The organism is Methylomagnum sp., from assembly GCF_054333355.1.
This window is the reverse complement of record NZ_JBTEKS010000030.1, coordinates 1-22528: the sequence shown is the minus strand read 5'-3', so window position 1 is coordinate 22528 and position 22528 is coordinate 1. Positions and strand designations below refer to the sequence as shown.

The following is a 22528-nucleotide window of genomic DNA, read 5'->3' as shown; positions in this document are numbered from 1 at the left end:
CTGGGTGTTGAAAATCGGCCTGTTCGTCAAAGAGAATTTGTTCTGGCTGGGGCTGGGCACGGTGGGCACGTTGTTCGCGCTGGCGGTGCTGTTGAGCAAGGAAGAATACCGCCAGAAGCTCATGGAATTGCTGGTGCGGCTGCCCATCATCGGCGACTGGCTGATCCAGACCGAAACCGGGCGCTGGGCCTCGATGTTCGGCACCCTGCTAGAAAATCGGGTGCCCATCGTCAGCGCCATGGAATTGGCCTACGGCGGGGTGCGGATCAATTCGCTGAAACACCAGTTTCAACAAGCCTTGCGGGACTTGCGGGGCGGGCGGAAGCTGGGCGATGCGCTGGCGACCACGCGGGTGCTGAGCCTCACCGGCCTGAATTTGATCCGGGTCGGCGAGCGCTCCGGCGAGCTGGCCCCGATGCTGCGAACCCTGGCGATGCTGCACGAGAACGCGGGCCGGGAGCGGCTCAAGCGGTTCCTGATTCTGCTGGAACCCATGGCGATTCTGCTGATTGGGGGCGTGCTGGGCACCATCATGATTGCCATCATGATGGCGATTACCAGCATTAGCACCATCGCGATTTAATCCCAAAACACACCTTATATATACACATGAAACGACAAACCCTACGAAACGCGCCGATGCGGGGCTTCACCTTGATTGAAATGCTGGTGGTTCTAACCATCGTCGGCCTGTTGGTCGGCTTGGTGGGGCCAAAGATTTTCGGCAAGGCCGACACCGCCAAGGTTCAGACGGCCACCACTCAGGCCAAGATGCTCAAGGGCGCGTTGGAAACTCTGCATCTCGACATAGGCCGCTATCCCAAGCAAGAAGAAGGGCTGGCCTTGTTGTCCACGCCGCCCACCGATGATTTCTCCAAGAGCCGTTGGCGCGGTCCTTACCTCGACGAAGCCCTGCCGTTGGACCCGTGGGGCACTCAATATCAGTACAGCGTGCCGGGTTCTAACGGCCAGCCGTTCGCGCTGTATTCGCTGGGCGCCGACGGCAAGCGCGGCGGCGAGAACTTCGACGCCGATGTCGGGATGCTGCCCCCGCAATAACGTGGCCGGGCAGGGCGGTTTCACGCTGATTGAAATGCTGACCGTGCTGGTGATTGCAGGGCTACTGGCCGGGCTGGCCGCGCCGGGCGTGCGGCGCACGATGCAGTCCATGGAGCGCAAAAGTCAGCATGATTTGGTGGCCGGGCAAATCGTCGAACTGCCCTACCGGGCCTGGGTGGAGGGCAAGTCCCACACGCTGGGCGGCACCGGCCCCGCCGAATTCAGGTTGGAATTGCCGGAGTCCTGGCGATTGGAAGTGCCTAAGCCGATTACTTACGCCTTCAACGGCATTTGTGGTGGCGGCCTGGTGATTCTGCACGGGCCCGACGGCTGGCAAGAGTCATGGCGGCTGGAAGGACCGCGTTGCGACCGGCTTCTGCCGATCATGAACTGATGCGCCGGAGACAGCGCGGGTTCACTTTGCTGGAAGCCATCGTCGCCTTGGTCCTGATTGGTTCGGCGGGGATGGCCTTGTTCGGCTGGCTCAATAGCAGCCTGATTTCCCTGAGCCGCATCCGGGACGCTAACGCCATCGCCGAGGCCAAGCTGAACGTGCTTGAGTTCATGAGCACGGTCAATCCCATGCTGAAACCCGAGGGCGAGGTGGCGCTGGGCACCTACAGGGCGCGGTGGAAGGCCGAGGCCACGACGGCGATTCAGGACAACGTCGGCTACCCGCGAGGCATCGGCTTGTATCAGTTGGCGCTGTACCGAACTGCCGTCAAAGTCGAGCGGGATGATGGTGCCGCTTGGTTCGAATTCGCCCTCAAGCAGGTCGGCTATAAGAAGGTGCGGGAAGTGCGGTTGCCGTTTTAGTTTGCCGTGCCGGTTTTTTTATTGCGTATGAGCCAAAACGTCAACGACACCCATGACCGTTTCTTCCGCGAGACCTTTTCCCGCCGGGATGTGGCGGAAGGATTCCTGCGGAGCTATCTGCCGCCCGCGGTTGCCGAGCGCATCGACTGGCATAGCCTCGAAATCGCCAAGGATAGCTTCATCGAAAAAGCCCTGCGTCACCACTTTTCCGATCTGCTTTACAGCGTCCGTTACGGCGGGCGGGACATCAAAATCTATTTGCTGATCGAGCATAAAAGCCACCCGGATCAATGGGTGGCCTTGCAACTGCTGCGTTATCAAGTCCGTATTTGGGAGTTGCACCGCAAGCAGCGGGCGGGCGAACCCTTGCCGCCCATCGTGCCTTTGGTGCTGTATCACGGCCAAGCGGCTTGGCGGGTGCCGGGCAATTTTCAGACCCTGTTTGGTGGGCTGGACGAAGCCTTGGTGCCCTACGTGCCGGAGTTCCAGTACGAATTGTGCAATCTCACCTTGCCGGACCCGGAGGCCATCCGGGGCACGGTCCTGAGCCGCTTGGTATTGCTGGGCCTCAAGCACATTTTCGACCCCGACCCGAAGCAAGCCCTGGCTGATATTTTGCCCTTGGTCCGGGACATTTTGGACCGGAATACCGCCCTGGAGATGTTGGAGGTGCTGCTGCGCTACTATGTGCAGACCACCAAGGTGCTGGAAGAAGACGATATTTATGATTTGATCGAGGCTACCGGAGAAGATGATATGACCACCTTCATCGACCGTTACATTGAACAAGGCCGTCAACAGGGTTTGTTCGCGGGTATGGAAAAGGGCATGGAAAAAGGTAGGGAAGAAGGGTTGTTAAAAGGCCGACAAGAGGGGCAGGCGGAAGTGTTGCTGCGCTTGATGGCTCGCAAGTTTGGCTCGCTTACGACAGGCCAGCGTCGGCGAATTCGGCGGGCGGATGGCGAAACCCTGCTGCGTTGGTCCGAGCAGGTCTTGTTCGCGGAGACGCCGGACGAGGCTTTGCGTTGAGCCTGTCCCGGTAAATGGAGTCAGGGAAACGCCAACGGGCTAAATGGCGGCAGCGGGGCTTCACCCTGCTGGAAATGCTGGTGGTCCTCGTCCTCACCGGACTCATCGCCGGGATTTTGTTCCAGGGACTCGGCCAGGTTTTCCGCCTGCAAAACCACTTTGGCGTGGAATTGGACAATATGCGCCAGAACGCCATGTTCGCCGACTGGTTCCGGCAGGTGATCGAGGGCGTGCAGCCGGATTACCCGGACGGCAAACACAAATTCACCGGCAGCGAGCGGCGCATTGCCGGGCTGACGACCAATCCCTTAAAAGGAATGCCGGGCGCGTTGGCACCGTTCGTGTTGGAACTCCGCTTCGATGCCCGAACCGGCGAAACACAGTTAATGTACGGTGAGGGCGAAGCCGCGACGGCGCTGTTCGGCTGGCCCGGCGATAAGGGGCGGTTTGTGTTTTTGGATGCCGATCAAGTGGAGCATGATCGTTGGCCCCCCCCTATGAGCAACAAACCCATGCCTCGGCCCGTGGCGGTGCGGCTGGATGGCGAGCGGGATGGGCGGCCATGGTTATTGGTGGCCGCGCCGATGGGACCGGATCAGTCTCGGCTGCGGGTACGGGACATCTTGAGTAATAAGCCATGACCAGACGCCAGAACGGCTTCGTTCTGCCGCTGGTGCTGTGGATGCTGGCGGCGATGGCGATTGTGGTGGGCACTTTCGCCCTGCGGATAATGAGTGCGGTGGACTTGGCGAAAGCCAGCCAGCAGCGCGTGCAGGGCCTGATCGACATCAACGATACCCGCTCAGAAATACTGTTCCGCCTGGGGACGACCCCGATGTCGGTGTATGGCCTAGGCGGCTTGCCCGAGCAGGCGATTCGGCTGGATGACCGTCCCTATCGCGGCGAAGGGCGAAGCGTGGTGCGCTTGCAGGATGATAGGGGGCTGCTCAATCTGAATGTCGCGGGGGAAGACCGTCTGCGCCGTTTGTTGGCAATATTCGGCGTGCCGTTCGAGCAGCGGGGGCGGTTGATCGACACTCTGGGCGATTACATCGACGAGGACGATTTCAAGCACCTGAATGGCGCGGAGGCGCGGGAATATGCCACGCTGGGTTTGTCGCTACCCCGCAACGATAAGCTGCTGACCACCTTTGAAGCCGCCAGGGTGCTGGGTTGGCGCGATTTCCCCGCGCTTTGGCAAGTGGGCGGCTTGGCCGATTTGACCACGGTTGGCACCGCAGTCGCCCTGAATCCCAATACCGCGCCCTGGCAAGTGCTCGCTACCCTGCCGGGCGTCACCGACGACCTCGCGCAAACCCTCATTGACGCCCGAAGCAACAGGCCGCTGCGGTCGGTGGATGATCTGGCCTCACTCATCGGAGTGCCGGGGGGGAACCTCATCATGTCGATCATCCCCTTTCCCAGCGAGGTCATCCGCCTGGCCCACAGCCTGCCCGGTCAGAATTGGGCGGTGCGCTACTCGGTCACGCTTACCCCTTACAACGAGCGCGCCCCGTGGCGATTTGACTATCAATCCAGGATCGAACTACCTTACGCCGATGACTCTTCCGCCTCGTTACCGCCCCTTCCTGACAAGTCCACGCTTCCTGCGCATTCCGGTACGTCGCTACTACCATTCTGACAGTGTGGAAGTCCCCGCCCCCGGCTGGGGGCGGCTTGAATGGGTGTTGGCGCGTCCCCGCTATCGGTTGAAGCGCTTCGACCTGACCCACATTCCCCGCGCCAACCGCGCCGCCGCCTTGGATTTGCTGTTGCGGCAATGGTCGCCCTTTCAGCAAAGTGCTTACTACACCAGCTGGAATAATGGCTCCGTCACCGTGTTCGGCTGGAACGCCGATCTGGTGGAACAAGCCACATCCGAGCAAGGCCTCAAGCCCGCTCGGGTGCGGGTCATCCCGGAAACCGTGTTGCGGCCCCACTATGCGGAGGGCGCGAGGATTTTAGCCTGTCTACAAGGGGTCGAGGGGCAGATATGGTCCGACGGGGAACTGCTGCATAGCCGCTGGTGGAGAGAGCAGCCGTCCCAGGAGGCTTGGCGGCTGTTTCAGCGGGACGCGGGATTGCCGCCGGAGGGGCAATCGTTCGCCGTTCCCGAGCCGCAACGCTTGGATTTCCTGGACAAACCGTGGGCGAAACAGGCCGGTTCTTTCGGGTCCATTGGCGAAAATTGGCGTGACGAGCGGCTCGTTTATTTCATTCTCGTTTTATTGCTGGCTCCCCCGACGTGCTGGTATGCTGCGCAGCTTTATCAATACCGTGAGGCCGAGGAGCGGCTTCAGGCCGAATATTCAAGGCTACAGCGGGAGGCGGGTCCGCTGGCTACGGCGCGGGGTCAAGCTCTGCAAGCGCTGGTCAGTGTGCAACGGCTGTGGACCCTCGACCCCCGTCCCCACCCATTGGAACTGATGGCCTGGGTGGCGGAAAAGCTGCTTCGGAATGGCGATCAATTGATTGAATGGCATTACCGGGACGGCAAGTTGAAATTCACTCTCGCGACCGCCGCCGATATCCAGTCCAGTGAAATGGTCCACATGCTCCAGTCTTCCGGCTTTTTTGACAATGTGCGCTCCACCCCCGGCAAGAACTCCAAATCCATCATCCTTGAAATGGATGTGCTGCCACTGAAAAGCGCGGCCCCGGTGGATCGTGTTTAATCAATTATTGGCCGAACTCAAGGCATCCATCCGCCTGCGGCTGGGCTTGGCGCTGATCGTCGCCGTGCTGTGGCTGAATGGCGTTTTGAGCCTACGCGATCAACTGGCGGAGGACATCAAGCGGCAAGGGCAATTGGCCGGGCAAATCAACCGCGCCCGTCTTTATGCCACCCAAACCGAATGGCCGGAACGGGCTAGGCAGGCGCAAATCGCGCTGGCCGAACTGGAGGGGCGCCTGTGGCGGAGCGATACGCAGGGCTTGGCTCAAGCCGCGTTTCAGGACTGGTTGGCGCAAAGTTTGAGAGTCGCGGTGGTCGGTCGGCCAGATGTCACGCTAGTACAGGACGGGGGTGGCGGGAAAAGCGATGGGGCGGACACGCTTTGGAAAGTCAAGGCCAAACTGGCTTTCGATTTTGCGCCACACAGCTTCCATCAATGGATGTCTCAACTAGCGGGCTATGATAGGCAGGTGGTCATCGAGCAGTTGGACGTGCGCTTGGAACCCTTGCCGCGGGTCGAGGCTATCCTGATAGCGCCGTTTCAGAAAGGCCGGTGACGGGGAATCAGTCGGTGCTTTGATAACAATTCCCCGGTAAGGTCTGGGCTTTCGACGGCTATCCCCTTAAATGAGCCTTTTTGCCATCACTCAATATAAAGGACTACCCAACGCTAATAGCCAATGGCGCTAAGCTGCTGGCCTTGGCACCGTTGGTTTATCTGGGCAGAATCAGCTATGGTTTATATGTCTATCATATTCCGGTATTGCAGGGACCGATTGGCGTGGCTGTGCATGGTTTTCTTGGGCTTAATGATCCAGTGGCATGGAGAGCTTGGCTGGTGGATTTGCCGATCACTATAGGTATAGCGGCGCTTTCTTGGCGGTTGTTTGAACAGCCAATCCTGCGGTTAAAAGAGCGATTTGCTTATCGTTATGGCTAATTATTGTAAGGGCAGTTTTCTGAGGACTGGAATTGCTCAGAAAATACCCAAATAAGAGCAATCATGTTAATGATTCACTAAAGCGGAGGAAAAGGAAGACCTCGATAGTGTTGAGATTCAAGAAACGGCGTGATTCTGACCACCAAGCAATTATTCCCTACCCTCCTGATTTTTGTCACATCCGCCTTGGCGTGGGTGTTGGCACCCGAACCCATTCCTTTCGAATCCGGTGCCGTGGTCGGCGAATCTTGGAGTATTCCGCAAATTCAACGGCGCGATTCCCCTAAATGGAGTACGGCGTTGGCTCGGCATAGTCTCTGGGGAGAGGATTCGGGCGGCTTGGTCAATGGGGAGGCCGCCGCCACGAATTCTGAATGGAGCTTCATGGGCGTGGTTATAGAAGGCAGCGATGCGTTTGCCCTGATCGGCGTTGGCGGTCAGCCTTCAAAGCCCTACCGGGTGGGCGATCTCACGCCCGATGGCGGCAAAATTGTGCGGATTGATGAGGACCGTTTATATCTCCTGAGTCAAGGTGCCGAGCGCGTCCTGGAAGTTTATCGAAAATGAAATTAGCCTATTCCGTCATTCGTTATGCGATGGTTCTTGCTTTGCTGCTGCCCGCCTGCACGCCCCGCCCGCCCACGTACTTGCCCTCGCCGCTTAAGCCCAGGAGGCCGGATAACGTGCCCATGGCTCCTGGCCCTGTCGACATGGAAAGCCCAAGGCCGACCTTGACGGTGGAGCCGACTCCCACCCCTCCGGTCGCGCCCGTCGCGCCGAGGGAGGTGGGTCGGATTCAAGCCTCGGCGAAAAAGGAACCCGCTAACATCACGCTGACCTTCGATCAGGAGAGGTTGCCCACCTTGATCGAATTGGTGTACGGCACGATTTTGAAACGCAACTTCACGGTGGACCCCGCAGTCGCCAGCCGAACCGATCTCGTCACGCTGCGGGCCGGGCCACAAACGGCCAGTCAGGTCGAGCAGACCGTTCGGCTGTTGCTGAAAAGCTATGGCATTGCTGTTTTGGAATTGGGCGGCGGCACCTATCGCATCATCCCGGATGGCAATCTACAGGGCTATGCCCCGGAGATTCGGCGCGGTCGCGCCCTGCCCGATGTGCCACTGCCTTTGCGGCCCATTTTTCAGTTGGTTGAATTGCAGACCGTCCGTAATGCCGATGTAGCCGGTTGGTTGCGCAGTATGTTCGGGACCAAGCTGACCATCCAGGAGGATTTGACCCGAAACGCTGTCATGCTGAGTGGTCAGGCCGACGATGTGGTGGCGGGTATCGAGGCCGTTCGCGTGTTGGATCAGCCGGGCATGAAGGGGCGTCAGAGTGCGCGCATTAACCCAGTATATATCAATGCTGAGTTGCTGGCGATCAAGCTGAGCGAGGTGATGACCACCGAGGGTTATAGCGCTGGTACGACGACCCAAATCAGTTATCCCGTGACGTTCATCCCCATTCCGGCCATCAACGCCGTGATTGTTTTCGCTGCCGATCCTTCGATACTCAATCACGCGCTGGAATGGGCGCGGGAATTGGACCATCCCTCGGCGTATCGTAGCGAGCCGGGTTTTTTCACCTATCAGGCACAAAACACGGATGCCCAACGCCTAGCGGATACTCTGCGGGAAATGTTGAATATGCCCCAAGCCGCGTCTTCCGGGGGGGCGGGAGCTGTCGCTGCGCCGTCCGCCGCACCGCCATCCCAGGGTGCGCCCGCCGCTGTTGCGGGAACACAGTCCTTGGCGTCATCCCAGGCCAGCGCGACCGCGACGGGCAGGAAGATTGTCGTGAATCCTTCCACCAACACCTTGATTTTCAAGGGCACCAATGAAGAGTATTCGCAAGTTTTCAGCTTGCTTCAAGACCTCGATAAGCCCGCCAAAGCGGCTTTGATTGAAGTCACCGTGGCGGAGGTGGACCTTAAGGACGCCATGGAGTTGGGTGTGGAACTTAATTCGGACATGTTGACGTCCGGTGCCTTGACCGCGTTGACGGGGGGCGCGGGCTTGACTGTTCAGTATTTGAAGCCGGGCGCGACTAAGGCGATTAATATGATCACGGCGTTGGCGAGCCAGAACCGCGCCCAGATTTTGTCCAGCCCGCGCCTGTTGGCTCGTAGTGGCGAGACCGCGATGATCCAGGTCGGGCAGCAAGTGCCGATTGTCACCAGCCAGCTTGGTTCGGCGGCCTCGTCGTCGATTTTCCCGAGCAGCTCTAATTTGCTGACATCCGTGCAGTACAAGGATGTCGGCGTGATTCTAAAAGTTAAGCCGGTGATTTATTCCGGTGATCGGATCGAGTTGGAGGTGGCCCAAGAGGTCAGCGATGCCACCACTACCAATACGGGCGTGACCACATCGCCCACTATCAATACCAAGAAAGTGGAAACCCGTTTGGCCTTGAAGGACGGCTCCACCGTCATGCTAGGAGGGTTGATTTCCAATAAGGAAAGTTCGGGCAATTCCGGCGTGCCGTTACTTAAGGATTTGCCGATATTGGGACAGTTATTTAAAACCGATAAGGAAAGCAATGATCGACAAGAGTTGATCATTTTGATTACACCTTATACCGTACTGGATGATCATGATGCCCAGTCCATTACGGAGGCATTCCGCAAGCAGTTAGGGCCTTGGACTTCGTACACGCGGCCCGCTATTCCCGCGACGCAGCAATAGTTTGATAGAAATACTTTTTTGCCGCTAGCAAGAAATGCCGAAATGTGGGCAAATCTCCCGATAAATTGAAGCAATAATTTCAAACCATGTGAAACAGTAACATAAGGATTTTTGTTATTGCTGGAAATGTGGTGCAAACTGGGAAGGAGTTGTGGTAATTTACGTGCGTCGACACTCGGGCATGGGGACTCAAACAGTCCATCAAGAAATTGCAACGGCATTTTCGCGAAATTCGACCGATTTCCCGGTCGATCCCGAGATCGAAAAACAGGAGCGGGTGAATCAAGCAGAGCCAGTTGCCTCACCATCGGGAAGCGCGCTGGCAAAGGGAGGGCGACTTTAAAGCTTCTCCGGTTTTTCTCTCGCAATCAAGCCCGCAAGCGCCTCAGCTTGTTGCAAATAGGCAACATGTAATAAGCGGCGAACCTCCTGAAAATCCGGGCGCTTGGGGGCTTGGCTCAGGGGTTGTTGTGGAAATTTGACCACACACTGTCGTTTGTTATACTAAACTTGTCTTTCGAAAGACTAACGTTCAGTTTGATCCGTTTGCGATAACTGCCAACATAGGTAATTAAAGATGAAAACAAGTAATCTCATTCTGAAATCTGCAATCGTTGCGACCTTGGGGTTGGCTTCGATGGGTGCCATTGCTGGCACCGCTTCTTTCGGTTCTGTGGCGACCTACGCGATTGAAGGCATTCCCTCCACGGGTTCTGTCACTATCCCGGCGGGTGTCACCTACACCACCGCAGCCGGTGCTGCTGAGTCTGGTCTGTTGACTATCACGCTGCCCTCGGGCGTCACTTTCGTTAGCACCCCGACGGTATCTGGCGATGGTGTTAATGTTGCCAATCCTCCGGTTGTTGGTGGTGGCGGTGCAGGATCCAACTTCATCACTATCAACTACACGAGATTGACTGGTGCGGCTGGCGGTACCATTGCGCTGGGCGCATTCCAGATCACGGGCGCCACCACCCTGGCTAGCGTCACTGGTGCTACGGGCTTCTTGTTCTCGGCGCAGGCTTCCGGCTTCGCGACCGCTGCCAACAACGATGCCAGCCCGACCACGGCTAGCCTTGCCCAGAGCGGTCGGCAGTTGATTATTACTCCCACGCCGAACTTCCTCACTATTAACGTCCCCGCGCCGTCCAATGCGACTCGCTGGCTGGCCGGTGGCAATACTATTGCTACTTCCGGAAGCGTCGGTACGCTGGTGGTCAACAATGGCATCTTCCGCAACGCTGCCAATACCGCCGCGTTCGCTTTCACCTCTGCCACAGCTTCCGCCACCCTGACTGGCAACTTCACAGGCGTTACCTCCGCCTATCTGGCTCCGGCTGGCGCTTGCGCGACCACCGCCCCGGCTGGTGCTACCACGGGCACTGTCACCAGCAGCACTGTCACTTTTACAGGGATTACCCCAAGCGGAACCGTCCGTCAGGTTTGCTTGGGCGTGACCGGCACCACCATTTTGCAGGAAACCCTGTCTGGCGTGGCTGCAAGCGCTCAGCAGGATACCTTCACCACTACCGCAACCAACAACCTGGGTACCATTGCCTATAACGGCGGTGTGAACCAGTTGAACTACGTGGTTGGTTCTGGTGATGGCTTCGCTAGCTACCTGCGTGTTGTCAACCGTGACTCCGTTGCGGCTCCGGTTCGCGTAGTAGTGCAGAATGACACTGGCGCTGTGACCTCTGGCCTGTTGGACACCATTCCGGCTAACACTGGCAAGCTGTACACCACGGCGCAAATCAACACCGCTACGGGTTCCGCTCTTAACGGCGCCAACGACCGCGCGGCTCTGGTCATCCTGACCCCGACCGCTAACGTCGCTTCTGACAACCTGCTGGCGAACCCGAACGGCACTGTACTCTCTCTACCGTAACAAGCGTTTGCCCTTAGCGGTTCCCGGCTAAAGGGACGCCAACCCCAAAGGGGGGGCTGACAACAGCCCCCCCTTTCTTATTTCCACTAATCAGAAACAATATCCGCAGGGCCGGTTGAGTTGGCTTAGCTTGGAAAAAGCCGGTTAGGAATGCCTAATTTGCGTGATATATAGAAACAGGATTTTTCTTATTTGCCGCTGACAGGCATAAAGTCAATGAATGACGAAACTGCCATCCATATTAGCCACTTATCCAAGTGCTATCGAATTTATGACAGGCCTCATAATCGCCTAAAACAAGCGATTGCGTCGAAAGCGAATAAAATTATTCCCCGCCCGCTTCGGGTAACGGCCCAATATTTCAGGGAATTCTGGGCTTTAAGGGACATTGTCTTGACTGTCGCCAAAGGAGAAACGGTTGGCGTCATTGGCCGCAACGGGTCCGGCAAGTCTACGCTGTTGCAATTAATTTGTGGGACGGTCGCGCCCACTCGGGGCGATATCGAAGTTAATGGCCGCGTCGCTGCCCTGTTGGAATTGGGGGCAGGTTTCAACCCGGAATTCACCGGACGCGAAAACGTTTATATGAATGCCTCGATTCTAGGGCTGAGCAAGGAGCAAATAGACGCCCGCTACAATGATATCGTCGCCTTTGCCGATATTGGCGAGTTTATCGACCAGCCAGTAAAGACCTATTCCAGCGGTATGTTCGTGCGGCTGGCTTTTGCGGTAATCGCCCATGTCGATGCGGACATACTTATCATCGACGAAGCCTTGGCCGTTGGGGACGCCTTCTTCACGCAAAAATGCATGAGGTTTTTGCGCCAGTTCAAGAAGGAAGGCACCGTGCTATTTGTCAGCCACGATACCCCCGCCGTGATTAACCTCTGTCAGCGGGCCGTGTGGCTGGATCGGGGACAGGCCAGAATGATAGGCGGGGCCAAAGAAGTTTGCGAAGCCTATCATCAATCAATTTACGAATTGCAAAATCCCCAAGGCGCCAAGGAAGCCCCGACTAAAGAGCGGGAGACCCTCTCGGCAAAACCTCCCAAACCGTCCCCCCTTTTGGATATTGAGCAGTTTGTCTTCGGTCCCGACGAGGCTTCATTCGGAGCGGGTGGCGCTGCGATTTCCAAAGTTCAGTTACTCGATGCCAAAGGGGAGCCGCTGAATCGCTTGGCGGAGGCGGGCGAGACGGTGATCATCGCTGTGCAATGCCAAGCGCATAAAGAAATTGCTTCCCCCATTATTGGTTTCTTCGTAAAGGACCGGCTCGGCCAGATACTATTCGGGGAAAATACCTTTAAATCTTATATGATGAAGCCGCTGCACTTTAATGCGGGGGAAGTATTCACGGCCCGCTTTGAGTTTGGTATGCCGCTGTTGCCCACAGGTGATTACAGTATCTGCGCCGCGATTGCCGAAGGCACCCAACTGGATCATGTCCAGCATCACTGGATACATGACGCCTTGATTTTTAGGATAAATAGCAGCACGGTTCATTGCGGCCTGATTGGTATCCCCATGGATTCCATAGATTTATCTTTGGAGTTCGGGGCAGTTTTGCCATAGCATGATGGGTATTGGCTGATGAGTATAAAAGGATAACTCAATGCACCAAAGTTCTTACGATAAGGTGCGGGGATTCCGTGAAAAATATTTGGCGGGGCAGGAAGCCACGAACCTAACCATATTGGATTTGGGAGCACAGGATATTAACGGCAGCTATAAGCCCATCTTCGATAGCCCAAGCTGGCGCTATTCCGGCATGGATATGGCTCCAGGGAAAAACGTGGATATTATTCTAAAAAATATTTATTCATGGACCGAAATACCCACCCATTCGGTGGATGTATTGGTTTCAGGCCAAGCCTTTGAACACATAGAATATTTTTGGCTGACCATGCTGGAGATGGCGCGGATACTCAAGCCGGGAGGCATGTGTTGCATCATCGCGCCGGCAGGGGGATATGAGCATCGTTATCCTGTGGATTGTTGGCGCTTTTACCCTGACGGGTTCTCCGCCATGGCCCGCTTCGCCAGACTTGAAATTTTGGAAGTATCAACGCAATGGGAAGCCCAAGGTTATTCTTTGGATGAAAGCGACTTATGGAAAGATTCCCTGTTAATTGCCAGAAAGCCTATCCACGGAGTTATGGATTCTATAAGGCTCACGCTCAGGCGCAATATGCTTCAATGGGCTTTGCGGTTGTGAATATAGATGGCGGCGGAGGGAAAGCTTCATTTGATCGCCCTCACCCCAACCCCCCTTCGACCCCGCTCAGGACAGGTCTCCCGTGGGGCAAGGGAGCAGAATGTCGCTTTACCCGTTAAGTTATTTATATATGGCTATAAAATTCAATCCCCTCGATTATCCCGTAGCCTGGGAAATCCCCGACCATTTAACGGAAATCGTCTCCTGGCAGGGCTTGATACCCCTCGCCTTCACCCTGATGGCCCTGCACAAGCCGCGGGTGTTCGTCGAACTCGGCACCCATAAAGGCGATTCCTACTGCGCGTTTTGCCAAGCCGTGGACCGGCTCGGGTTGGATACTTCATGCTATGCCGTGGATACCTGGCGTGGCGAAGAACACGCGGGTTACTACGAACAGGTCGTTTTAGACGAACTGCGCGCCCATCACGATCCGCGCTACCGCCGTTTCTCTCAGTTATTACAAGCCACCTTTGACGAAGCTTTGGCGTATTTTCCAGACGCCAGCATCGACCTGTTGCATATTGATGGCCTGCATACCTATGAAGCGGTCAAGCACGATTTCGAAACCTGGCTCCCCAAAATGAGCGAACGGGGCATGGTGTTGTTTCACGACACCAATGTCCGGGAGCGACATTTCGGGGTGTGGCGCCTGTTTAGGGATCTGGCCGAGCGCTATCCGGCGCTGGAATTCAAGTTCAGCCACGGACTCGGCCTGCTGGCGGTGGGCGCGGCTGGGCCGGACGCTGCCCTTCAAGCCTTGTTCAATCTGGACAAGGACGGCTTCGCCAAACTTGCGCAATATTTCTACACCCTGGGAAACCGCGTGCTGGTGAGCGGCCAAGCCGCCCAATTAGCCCATCAGGTTGAGAGCGCCCAACAGGCCCACGAGCAAGCCCAAGCCCAATTGCAGGAAGTTTGGGCCACACTCGCCGAGCGGGATCGGGAAAACAACCGCCTGCTGGGCGTCATTGCCGAGCGCGACGCGGGGCTGCAACTAAAAAGCCATGAGCTTGGCCAATTATCCAGCCAGTTAATCGAATGCGAGCGGGACATAGCGCGGCAATGGGAAACCATTGGCGCTAGGGACAAAGAGGTCGAGCGCTTGCTGGGGGTGGTGGCCAAGGGCGAGGTGAATCTGTATCGCAAGCAGGCGGAAGCCGACCGGCTGCGGGAAGCCCTAGCGGAGCTAGACCGCGAAATGATCCTGCGCTGGGAAACCATCGGGCAGCGGGACCGCGACATTGAGCGCTTGACCGGCGACATCGGGCGCTTGACCGGCGACATTGGGCACCTGAGCGCTAACATCGGACAGATGACCGCCGAAATTCAGGCTCTCCAGCAACGGCGCGATGAGTTTCGGCAGGCATTGCGCCGCATCCGCGCCTCAAAATCCTGGCGCTTGACGGCTCCCTTGCGCTCCATGCGGCGCTGGATTGGGCATCCGGTGGTCTTGATTCGGATCGTTGTTTCAAAGGCCACCCGGCTTTTATATGTTTATATGCCGTTGCCCGGCTTCGTGAAGACTGGGTTTAAAAGCCTCGCGTTCCGATACGCCGCGCCATTATTCCGACACACGGTGGCCTATCGGGATTGGCAAATGTTTTTGGAGCGACGGGCGGCGGCGGTCAAACCGATCCCCCCTGTCGGCGAGACGGAAGCGATATTGGGACCGATTCTAATCGCGCCCGAACCCACCTCCGCCGTGCGGGTGACGGCCATCGCGCCGCACGAGGATTATGCGCCCTTGTTGGAGCAAGCGCCGCCGGTGGAATCGCCAGCCCGTGTGTTGGCGTTCTATCTGCCCCAGTTCCATCCCATCCCTGAAAACGATCAGTGGTGGGGCAAGGGCTTCACCGAATGGACCAATGTCACCCGCGCCCTGCCCCAGTTCGAGGGACATTATCAACCGCATTTACCGGGCGAACTCGGATTCTATGATTTGCGCCTAATCGAAACCCAGCGCCGTCAGGTTGAATTGGCCAAGTTGTATGGGATTCACGGGTTTTGTTTCTACTTTTATTGGTTTGCCGGTAAAACCCTGCTAGAAACCCCTGTCCGACAATATCTTGAAACCCCAGAGCTAGACCTGCCCTTTTGCTTGTGCTGGGCCAATGAAAATTGGAGTCGGCGCTGGGATGGGTCTGACCGGGATATTCTCATTGCCCAGCAGCACTCACCGGAAGACGACCTCGCCTTTATCCGGTATGTCTCGCCTTATTTGAAAGACCCCCGCTATATCCGTGTCGGTGGGCGGCCTTTGTTAATGGTTTACTGGCCGACTCAATTGCCTGAGCCAAAAGAGACCGCCGACCGCTGGCGGGAGTGGTGCCGGGTGGAAGGCATTGGCGAGATTTATCTGGCGTATACCCAATCCTTCGATAAGCAGGAGCCGGAATCGATGGGTTTCGACGCGGCAGTCGAGTTCCCCCCAAATAATAGCGCGCCCGATTTATATACCGGAGAAGTCCGATTACTAAACTCGGAATTCAAAGGCGTGCTGTACGATTGGCAAAGCCTCGTCGAAAGAAGTCGGAATTATCGGGTGCCGGGGTATAAATTATTCCGTGGCGTTTGCCCCTCTTGGGATAATGAAGCCCGCCGGTCGGGGCGTGGTACGGTGTTTATGAACACTTCGCCTGCGGGGTATCGGGAATGGCTGTCCAATGCCATCGGCGATACCGTCGGACGGATCTCGGATCCCGATGAACGACTGGTATTCGTAAACGCTTGGAACGAATGGGCCGAAGGCACCCATTTAGAACCTGACCGGCGGTTCGGCTACGCCTATCTTCAGGCCACACGTGACGCGATTGAAGCGGCCACTAAACAAGCGCGGGCACGCCAAATCATACTGGTCTCCCACGACGCCCATCCGCATGGCGCACAGTTTCTCGCGCTGCATCTCACCCGTGCGCTGGCGCGGGAATTTGGGTATCGGGTTGCAGTGATCTTCCTGGGCTCTGGGCCACTTATACCGGAATTCGAGGACCAAGCCGAAGTTTATGACCTGTCCACTCATGCCACCAAAAGCGAGGAGGCGAGGGCGCTGGCGCGGGAACTCCGTACCCGGAATTTCCGGGCCGCCATCTGCAATACCACGCTGTGCGGCGAATTCATTGAAACCTTGCGCGAAGCGGGAATTCATTCCACGGCGTTAATCCACGAAATGCCGGGCGTTATAAATGCCTTGGGATTACAGCCACACGCCCAAGCAATCGCCGAATTCGCGGATAAAGTGGTATTTCCCAATCGCTGGGTAGAGCAGGGATTCCGGGAATTCGCAGAGGTTTCGCCAGCGCAGCGGCGATTGAGGCCACAGGGCTTATATAAACGGAATAGTTGTCGGTCTGCGGAGGAAATAGCCAGTGCCAGGGTGGAATTGCGGCGGCGCTTAGGTATCGAGTCCGATGCCAAGATAATATTAGGCGTTGGCTATGCCGACCGTCGAAAAGGTATAGACCTGTTCATCGAAGCCGGAACAATCTTATTGCAGCGGTGTCCACAAGCCGCCATGGTATGGATCGGCCATTGGGATGCCACGATGGAAGGGGATATTAAATCGGCGGTGGCGAACAATTCCTTCAAGAAACGGTTCTTTTTCCCAGGGTTGCAGGCCGATACTGATCTTTACTATGCCGGGGCAGATGTTTATGCCCTGACCTCGCGGGAAGACCCTTTTCCTTCCGTCATACTGGAATCACTGGATGTCGCCATTCCCGTGGTGGCCTTTGAGGGGGCGGGCGGATTTGTCGATCTCTTGCAAGAGGGCTGCGGCTTATTAGCCCCGGCTTTTGACGCGCAGGCTTATGCGGAGAAACTGCGGCAATTAATAAATGATCCGATTTTAGCAAAAACCCTTGGCGAATATGGTCAAAAGCGGGTTGATGCTGACTTTTCATTCCATCGCTATGCGTATGATCTCTTGGAATATGCTGGTCAATCATTACGCAAGGTTTCTGTCGTCGTCCCCAATTATAACTATGCCGGTTACTTGAATCAGCGATTGGAGAGCATCATTCAGCAGAGCTATCCGATTTACGAGCTGATTATTTTGGACGACGCCTCCACCGACACTAGCGCCGAGGTGATTGAAAAATTCGCCCGGAATAATCGCCATATACCCATTAAAAAAATGTTCGGTAATGAGAATACCGGCTCTGCCTTCAAACAGTGGTTGAAGGGCGTAGCAATGGCCGAAGGCGACTTCGTCTGGATTGCGGAGGCGGATGATTTTAGTGCGCCCAATTTTATTGAAGAGATCATTACCGCGTTCGATAAGCCGGATGCGGTATTGAGCTATACCCAATCCAGTCAAGTGGACGAGGCGGGCACCATCCTGTGCGGTAATTATCTTGATTACACCAATGATATAAGCCCGACCAAATGGAGCCAAGATTATGTTTTGGAGGGGATGCAAGAGCTTCGGGAAGCCTTGGCCGTCAAGAATACGATACCCAATGTGAGCGCGGTCATATTCAAGCGGGAGCATCTGGCGAGGGTGCTTCGAGAGCATATCGACCGGGTGGGAGAATACAAGGTGGCTGGTGATTGGTTTGTCTATTCGCAGCTACTTAAAGCCGGGAAAATCGCGTATTGTAGGCAACCTCTGAATTTCCATCGGCGACATCAAGGCGGGCTAACCCTGAGTTCTTTCAATGCCCGGCAATTGGCCGAAATCATTTCGATGCAGCGACTGGTGGCGGAGGAATCCAAAGCTCCAGAGAATATCCGTATACAGGCTAGTCAGTATGCCGAGTCTCTATACCGGCAATTTCAGTTAGAGTCGCCCGACTACCCCACGCCTTGGGAACACCCCGAAATTCAAAAATTTTTAGCATTATTCCATTCGCAAACCGAGCGGCTTTCCGAGCTTGATGTCGTGGTGGCGAAAAGAAAAAAAGCCTCCAAGAAACCTAGCACCAACAGGATAAAAGACCATGTTTAAGCACACGATTCCCATTCTGAAACTCGCGGATGAAATGGCTCAATCCGGTCAAGCGAATAAAGCTATATTCGAGGAGCTTCGCCGGGGCTTGTCTCTGGACGAATTCGGCGAATTATTAATGTGTCCGCCCGCCGAGTTTCCCCATTTGCAAGCCTGCCTGCCTCGCATGGCCCCGGATGCGGTCCAAGTTTCTTGGACTGGCGCGAGCGGCTATGACCTGTTGCGTCAAAGCACGGCCTTCATCCGTGAAGTTGAGCGTGGCTGGCGTTTGTATGCTGGAAAGAATCCTGATGACCTGTATCAAGCAAAAATAGCGGATTATGGCTGCGGCTGGGGGAGGCTGACGAGGCTGCTTTATTATTTTACGAATAGCGATAACATTCATGCGGTCGATCCTTGGGATGAATCCCTTCGCGTCTGCGCTGAATGTGGTTTGCCGGGAAACTTCAATCTAGTGGATTATGTCCCGGAAACCCTGCCAATCGCGGCTGGCAGCATTGACCTAATCATTGCTTTTTCCGTGTTCACGCATTTGTCAGAAAATACCAGCCGCAAAGTGTTATCCGCGTTGCGGCAAATAATTAAGCCGAACGGTCTGGCGGTGATAACTATAAGGCCGGTGGAATATTGGGATTATCATCGGGATTTTCTGGTTGGCTATGACCAAGACTCACTCAAAGCCGCGCATGAGCAGCATGGATTCGCTTTTATGCCCCACGAGCGAGAGGCGGTCAATGGTGAAATAACCTATGGGGATACTTCGATTGGCTTTGACTATATAAAGAGTCAATATATCGATTGGAAGATAGTGGGATACGACTATAATTTGATAGACCCGTATCAGCTGATAGTGTTTCTCGCGCCGGTTTGATTTTAACGGGCTAGCGCGGCGCGTTGAATCGCCACAGGAATTGCTCCCATTCCGCCGACGCGATATTACGGACGCGGTCAAATACTTTGACGGTGATGCCGTCCTGAAGCTGAAAAATCTCTGAACGGCCACGGTAGGCCGAGCCAATGCCTTCGCCCTTCAATAAGTCCTCCGCTAATAACGAAACGCTGCGTTGTGCATCCGTGCCAAGATAAACTATCACCGGCTCCCCGACCAATACCAAATCACATTGAGTTATGGTTTCTGGCGGACCATCGCGGCTGTCCACCTGAGAAAGAGCGACCAATCCCCGCCCTAAGTTTGCGAAATCAGGCGTGTTTTGAATTTGCCATAAATTAGTAGCTATATCCTGGGTAATGGTGTAGTTGGACCCCACCACGCAGAAACGGCGCTTTCCATCACTCGTTTCTTGGGCGATAAATTTTCCGAGGCGGATTAACTCTTCGATATCGTTTCTTACTGGCGGAAGCAAATTGGTATATGGCAGGCCGGTTGGACGAGAGTATTGGTTTCCGCATGTCCAAATCGTTAGCACTAAGAGTGTCCCGGCCACTGAAAAGCTATCCACTACCGGCCAAACCGAGCGGCGCTGTAATGCCCATACCCCCTGGACAACTCCCGCTGTTAGGCCGACGAAAATTAAGTTCAGGTGATGCAGGCCCATGCCCCGTTGCACACTCCAAAACAACGCCAAGGCGATGGGAGCCGACCCAAGTGTCAGCCATCGTAAACTTCGGTTGCCGGAGGCAATCAGGCCGTAGGTTGACAGCAGCAAGCCAAGGCTGAGTGGCGCTATGCCAAGGAAGTCCGTTAAGAAATTGAATTCCCCAGACCAATCTCGTGCATAGGCGGCATAAGCCGAGGCGTAGCTATTGCTTACCATCACCTTGATCCGTTCAATCAGATAGGCGGGCACGCTGGCGCACAGAAATATCAAGCCGCCTGAGAATAGAGCGATCCCTTTTTGAAGCGCCGTGGCACGCGCCCCTGATTCCCCTCGGACGAGGATTGCCAAAAATTGAAAGAAAACTATGAAGGATAGGGACGCCGCCATGAACAGATACCAGCGGCGGAACATCACCAATAGTAAGAGGGTGAAGGCCAGTAAGACGCCTTGGGAAAACAGCTTAGCGACAGTGCCGGGCGATGCTGGCTCAGTGGTCTTGTCAGCGATGTTCTTTAATGCGGTGTTGAAGAGCAGTATTGCCATGACGACCAAGACCACGCCTCCCATATCCGGCTGCCCCCATAGCACGACCCGGAAAAATACGGGATACAAGCCAATGGCGCACAATACCAAGGGAAAAATTGCGGCTGATTTCTGGGCGGGACGCGTTTCTCCAGCCTGTGCCAGCATGATATGAACCAGCCAATACACAGCTAGGCAGGCCGGAACGAAGTAAAGATTGGCGAGCAGAGTGATATAGGCGCGTCTGTCAATGTCCGGTAGCCGCGCCCCGAAAATGGCGGGAGGTAGCGCGGGGATTAGGTTGTACTCATCCTTCAGGCTGGTTGTCACTTTGAGCAATGTCGCAGACAAGCCTTGTACTCTGAGCGTACCGGCTAAATCCCGGACCAATCCCCAGTATCCGAAATTGTCCCAGATGTAAATATAACGGCTGTGGGTGGTCCAATAAGCTACGAACATATTGACCGCTAGGATCAGGCTACCCAAGGATATTACGATTCGAATGGCTTCGGGGGAGAGTAGGTGGTCAACCCGCAATCGTTTCAAAGTGGGGATTAAAAGATACCAGCCGGCAAACAAGGGCAGCATCAAGCTCAGAATGCGGAGCAGGCGTTGTCCGCGTTCCGCCAGCCAGGTCCATGGCGAGGCGAAGGAGACCCCCACGAAAGTGGAATCATGATAGGTCGTGCTGGCACCGGGACCGGGGGTCACGCTGATCTCCAGCGCGGAGGTTCCATCCGGTAGTTTGAGGGTCCAGTCGATCCAATGCCGTTTGGCGGAAGCCGCCGGGCGAAGATGTAACCTGCCCAACTCCGTGCGCGTTTCCCCAGCCACGCCGACGGCGACGACCTCGACGCCATCGCCGCCGGTCGCAGACCCGTCGGCGCGGAACAACGCCCATTCCGGCTGGGTCACGGCCAAAGTCGCCGAACTCGCGTCAGCGGACACCGGGAGGCGGATGGCATCCAGCGTGACCGCGCCCTCATAACGGGGATGCATTTGAAATCCCTGCCGATTCTCGCCCCAAGCCGTCAACGGTGCCGCCTTTACTACGGAGGGCGCGGGATGCCCGCCCACAGTCGCGGCCTGATGCGCCACAAACCCCATGGGCGATCCCTGGCGGACGACGGCAAGCGCGAGAGCCAGCGTTAGGGTCGCGCACGTCGCCATGGTGACAGCCCGGCCAGCGGGGGCCAGCAACGCGAGGACTAGGCCAAACGCCACGGCGGCAAGCAATCCCGCCGTCCAGCCCAAGGCTGCGGGATGCGCCATCCCGAATGTCAGGCTGAGCTTTATGGCTATGAACACTCCAATGAACAGCCCCGCCGTTATGGCTAACAAGCTCGGGCCGATAATACCGAGCGGCAAGGCGCTCGAAAAGCGTGGCAGGATAATCACTAAAGTAGCTGTGGATTTAAATTATTTTGTCGATAATAAAGCGTGGGCGTCGCTTGGTTTCCAAATAAATCTTCGCCAAATATTCGCCGATTACGCCTAAACACAGTAATTGAATTCCGCCCAAAAAATAAATAGGCAAAACAGTGGAGGCCCAGCCGGGCAGCGCTTCCGTGGTGAATAATCGTATCCACAAGCCCCATAATGTCACCATAAAGCTGCCGAGTGATATGGTCATTCCCAGGCCAGTAATTAAGCGCAAGGGAACCGCCGAAAACGAAGTCACTCCCTGCCAGGCAAAGGACAGCATTTTCATCAAGGGATATTTCGATTCTCCGGCGAATCGTTCCGCCCGTTCGTAATACACAATACTGGAAGAGAACCCTAGTTGGGGAATAATTCCCCTCAGAAACAGATTAACCTCGCTGAATTCTTGCAGCGCCTCAATGGCCCGACGGCTTAATAATCTGTAGTCGGCGTGATCGAAAACCACATCCACACCCATCCAGCGCAATAGCTTGTAGTAAGTCTGTGCCGTGACCCGCTTGAAAAAAGTATCGACGAAGCGGGTTTTTCGGACGCCATAAACTATTTCGTGCCCCCCGGCATAGGCATTCAGCATGGGTTCGATGGCTCCCAAGTCATCCTGCAAATCGGCGTCGATACTGATTAAAGCTTCTCCTTTCGCCGTCAATAGGCCAGCCAGCAAAGCGTTTTGATGGCCCCGGTTACGCGATAGCTTAATGCCTTTAATGAACGGGCTTTCTTGCGCGAGGGACTCGATTTTCTTCCAGGTTCC

19 protein-coding genes are annotated in these 22528 nt (G+C 55.9%); 17 read left to right on the top strand and 2 right to left on the bottom strand.

Going from position 1 to position 22528, the window contains the following annotated elements:
- From ACXWUF_RS04405 to ACXWUF_RS04325, 17 genes are all read left to right on the top strand, one after another.
- Positions 1–583: type II secretion system F family protein (locus tag ACXWUF_RS04405; RefSeq protein ID WP_458493448.1), on the top strand; the 583-nt coding region annotated here is incomplete at its 5' end.
- 26 nt (positions 584–609) lie between these two features.
- On the top strand, positions 610–1059 hold the full coding sequence (gene gspG / locus ACXWUF_RS04400) for a type II secretion system major pseudopilin GspG (protein WP_458493447.1): 450 nt from the start codon (positions 610–612) through the stop codon (positions 1057–1059).
- Positions 1034–1453 carry a pilus assembly FimT family protein gene (locus tag ACXWUF_RS04395; protein WP_458493446.1) on the top strand — a complete coding sequence of 140 codons (420 nt, stop codon included), beginning with the start codon at positions 1034–1036 and terminating at the stop codon, positions 1451–1453. Before gspG ends, ACXWUF_RS04395 begins: the two co-directional genes overlap by 26 nt.
- Positions 1453–1875 carry a type II secretion system protein gene (locus ACXWUF_RS04390; RefSeq protein WP_458493445.1) on the top strand — a complete coding sequence of 141 codons (423 nt, stop codon included), beginning with the start codon at positions 1453–1455 and terminating at the stop codon, positions 1873–1875. Before ACXWUF_RS04395 ends, ACXWUF_RS04390 begins: the two co-directional genes overlap by 1 nt.
- Positions 1876–1902: 27 nt before the next feature.
- On the top strand, positions 1903–2904 hold the full coding sequence (locus ACXWUF_RS04385) for an Rpn family recombination-promoting nuclease/putative transposase (RefSeq protein ID WP_458493444.1): 1002 nt from the start codon (positions 1903–1905) through the stop codon (positions 2902–2904).
- A gap of 14 nt (positions 2905–2918) precedes the next feature.
- The gene (locus ACXWUF_RS04380) at positions 2919–3545 is read left to right on the top strand and encodes a prepilin-type N-terminal cleavage/methylation domain-containing protein (protein WP_458493443.1); all 627 of its coding nucleotides are present in this window, start codon (positions 2919–2921) and stop codon (positions 3543–3545) included.
- On the top strand, positions 3542–4546 hold the full coding sequence (locus tag ACXWUF_RS04375) for a general secretion pathway protein GspK (RefSeq protein WP_458493442.1): 1005 nt from the start codon (positions 3542–3544) through the stop codon (positions 4544–4546). The genes ACXWUF_RS04380 and ACXWUF_RS04375 overlap by 4 nt, the downstream gene beginning before the upstream one ends.
- A 4-nt stretch (positions 4547–4550) precedes the next feature.
- Complete coding sequence (locus ACXWUF_RS04370; protein WP_458493441.1) at positions 4551–5579, top strand: hypothetical protein; 1029 nt, start codon at positions 4551–4553, stop codon at positions 5577–5579.
- Positions 5572–6135, top strand: a complete 564-nt coding sequence (locus ACXWUF_RS04365) for a hypothetical protein (RefSeq protein WP_458493440.1) — start codon at positions 5572–5574, stop codon at positions 6133–6135. The genes ACXWUF_RS04370 and ACXWUF_RS04365 overlap by 8 nt, the downstream gene beginning before the upstream one ends.
- Before the next feature lie 80 nt (positions 6136–6215).
- Positions 6216–6518: an acyltransferase family protein gene (locus tag ACXWUF_RS04360; protein ID WP_458493439.1), complete on the top strand. Its 303-nt coding sequence runs from the start codon at positions 6216–6218 to the stop codon at positions 6516–6518.
- 129 nt (positions 6519–6647) lie between these two features.
- Positions 6648–7085, top strand: a complete 438-nt coding sequence (locus tag ACXWUF_RS04355) for a hypothetical protein (protein ID WP_458493438.1) — start codon at positions 6648–6650, stop codon at positions 7083–7085.
- 122 nt (positions 7086–7207) lie between these two features.
- The gene (locus tag ACXWUF_RS04350) at positions 7208–9205 is read left to right on the top strand and encodes a secretin N-terminal domain-containing protein (RefSeq protein WP_458503270.1); all 1998 of its coding nucleotides are present in this window, start codon (positions 7208–7210) and stop codon (positions 9203–9205) included.
- A 577-nt stretch (positions 9206–9782) separates the two neighbouring features.
- The gene (locus tag ACXWUF_RS04345; protein ID WP_458493436.1) at positions 9783–11093 is read left to right on the top strand and encodes a hypothetical protein; all 1311 of its coding nucleotides are present in this window, start codon (positions 9783–9785) and stop codon (positions 11091–11093) included.
- A gap of 216 nt (positions 11094–11309) precedes the next feature.
- Positions 11310–12665: an ABC transporter ATP-binding protein gene (locus tag ACXWUF_RS04340; protein ID WP_458493435.1), complete on the top strand. Its 1356-nt coding sequence runs from the start codon at positions 11310–11312 to the stop codon at positions 12663–12665.
- 40 nt (positions 12666–12705) lie between these two features.
- Positions 12706–13308, top strand: a complete 603-nt coding sequence (locus tag ACXWUF_RS04335) for a methyltransferase domain-containing protein (RefSeq protein ID WP_458493434.1) — start codon at positions 12706–12708, stop codon at positions 13306–13308.
- Between the two features lie 130 nt (positions 13309–13438).
- Positions 13439–18253 carry a glycoside hydrolase family 99-like domain-containing protein gene (locus ACXWUF_RS04330; protein WP_458493433.1) on the top strand — a complete coding sequence of 1605 codons (4815 nt, stop codon included), beginning with the start codon at positions 13439–13441 and terminating at the stop codon, positions 18251–18253.
- On the top strand, positions 18246–19124 hold the full coding sequence (locus tag ACXWUF_RS04325) for a class I SAM-dependent methyltransferase (RefSeq protein WP_458493432.1): 879 nt from the start codon (positions 18246–18248) through the stop codon (positions 19122–19124). Before ACXWUF_RS04330 ends, ACXWUF_RS04325 begins: the two co-directional genes overlap by 8 nt.
- A gap of 10 nt (positions 19125–19134) precedes the next feature.
- Here ACXWUF_RS04325 and ACXWUF_RS04320 read toward each other — a convergent pair whose 3' ends face one another.
- Together ACXWUF_RS04320 and ACXWUF_RS04315 are read right to left on the bottom strand one after the other, a co-directional pair.
- Positions 19135–21732: a hypothetical protein gene (locus ACXWUF_RS04320; RefSeq protein WP_458493431.1), complete on the bottom strand. Its 2598-nt coding sequence runs from the start codon at positions 21730–21732 to the stop codon at positions 19135–19137.
- A gap of 16 nt (positions 21733–21748) precedes the next feature.
- Positions 21749–22528: glycosyltransferase family 2 protein (locus ACXWUF_RS04315; protein ID WP_458493430.1), on the bottom strand; the 780-nt coding region annotated here is incomplete at its 5' end.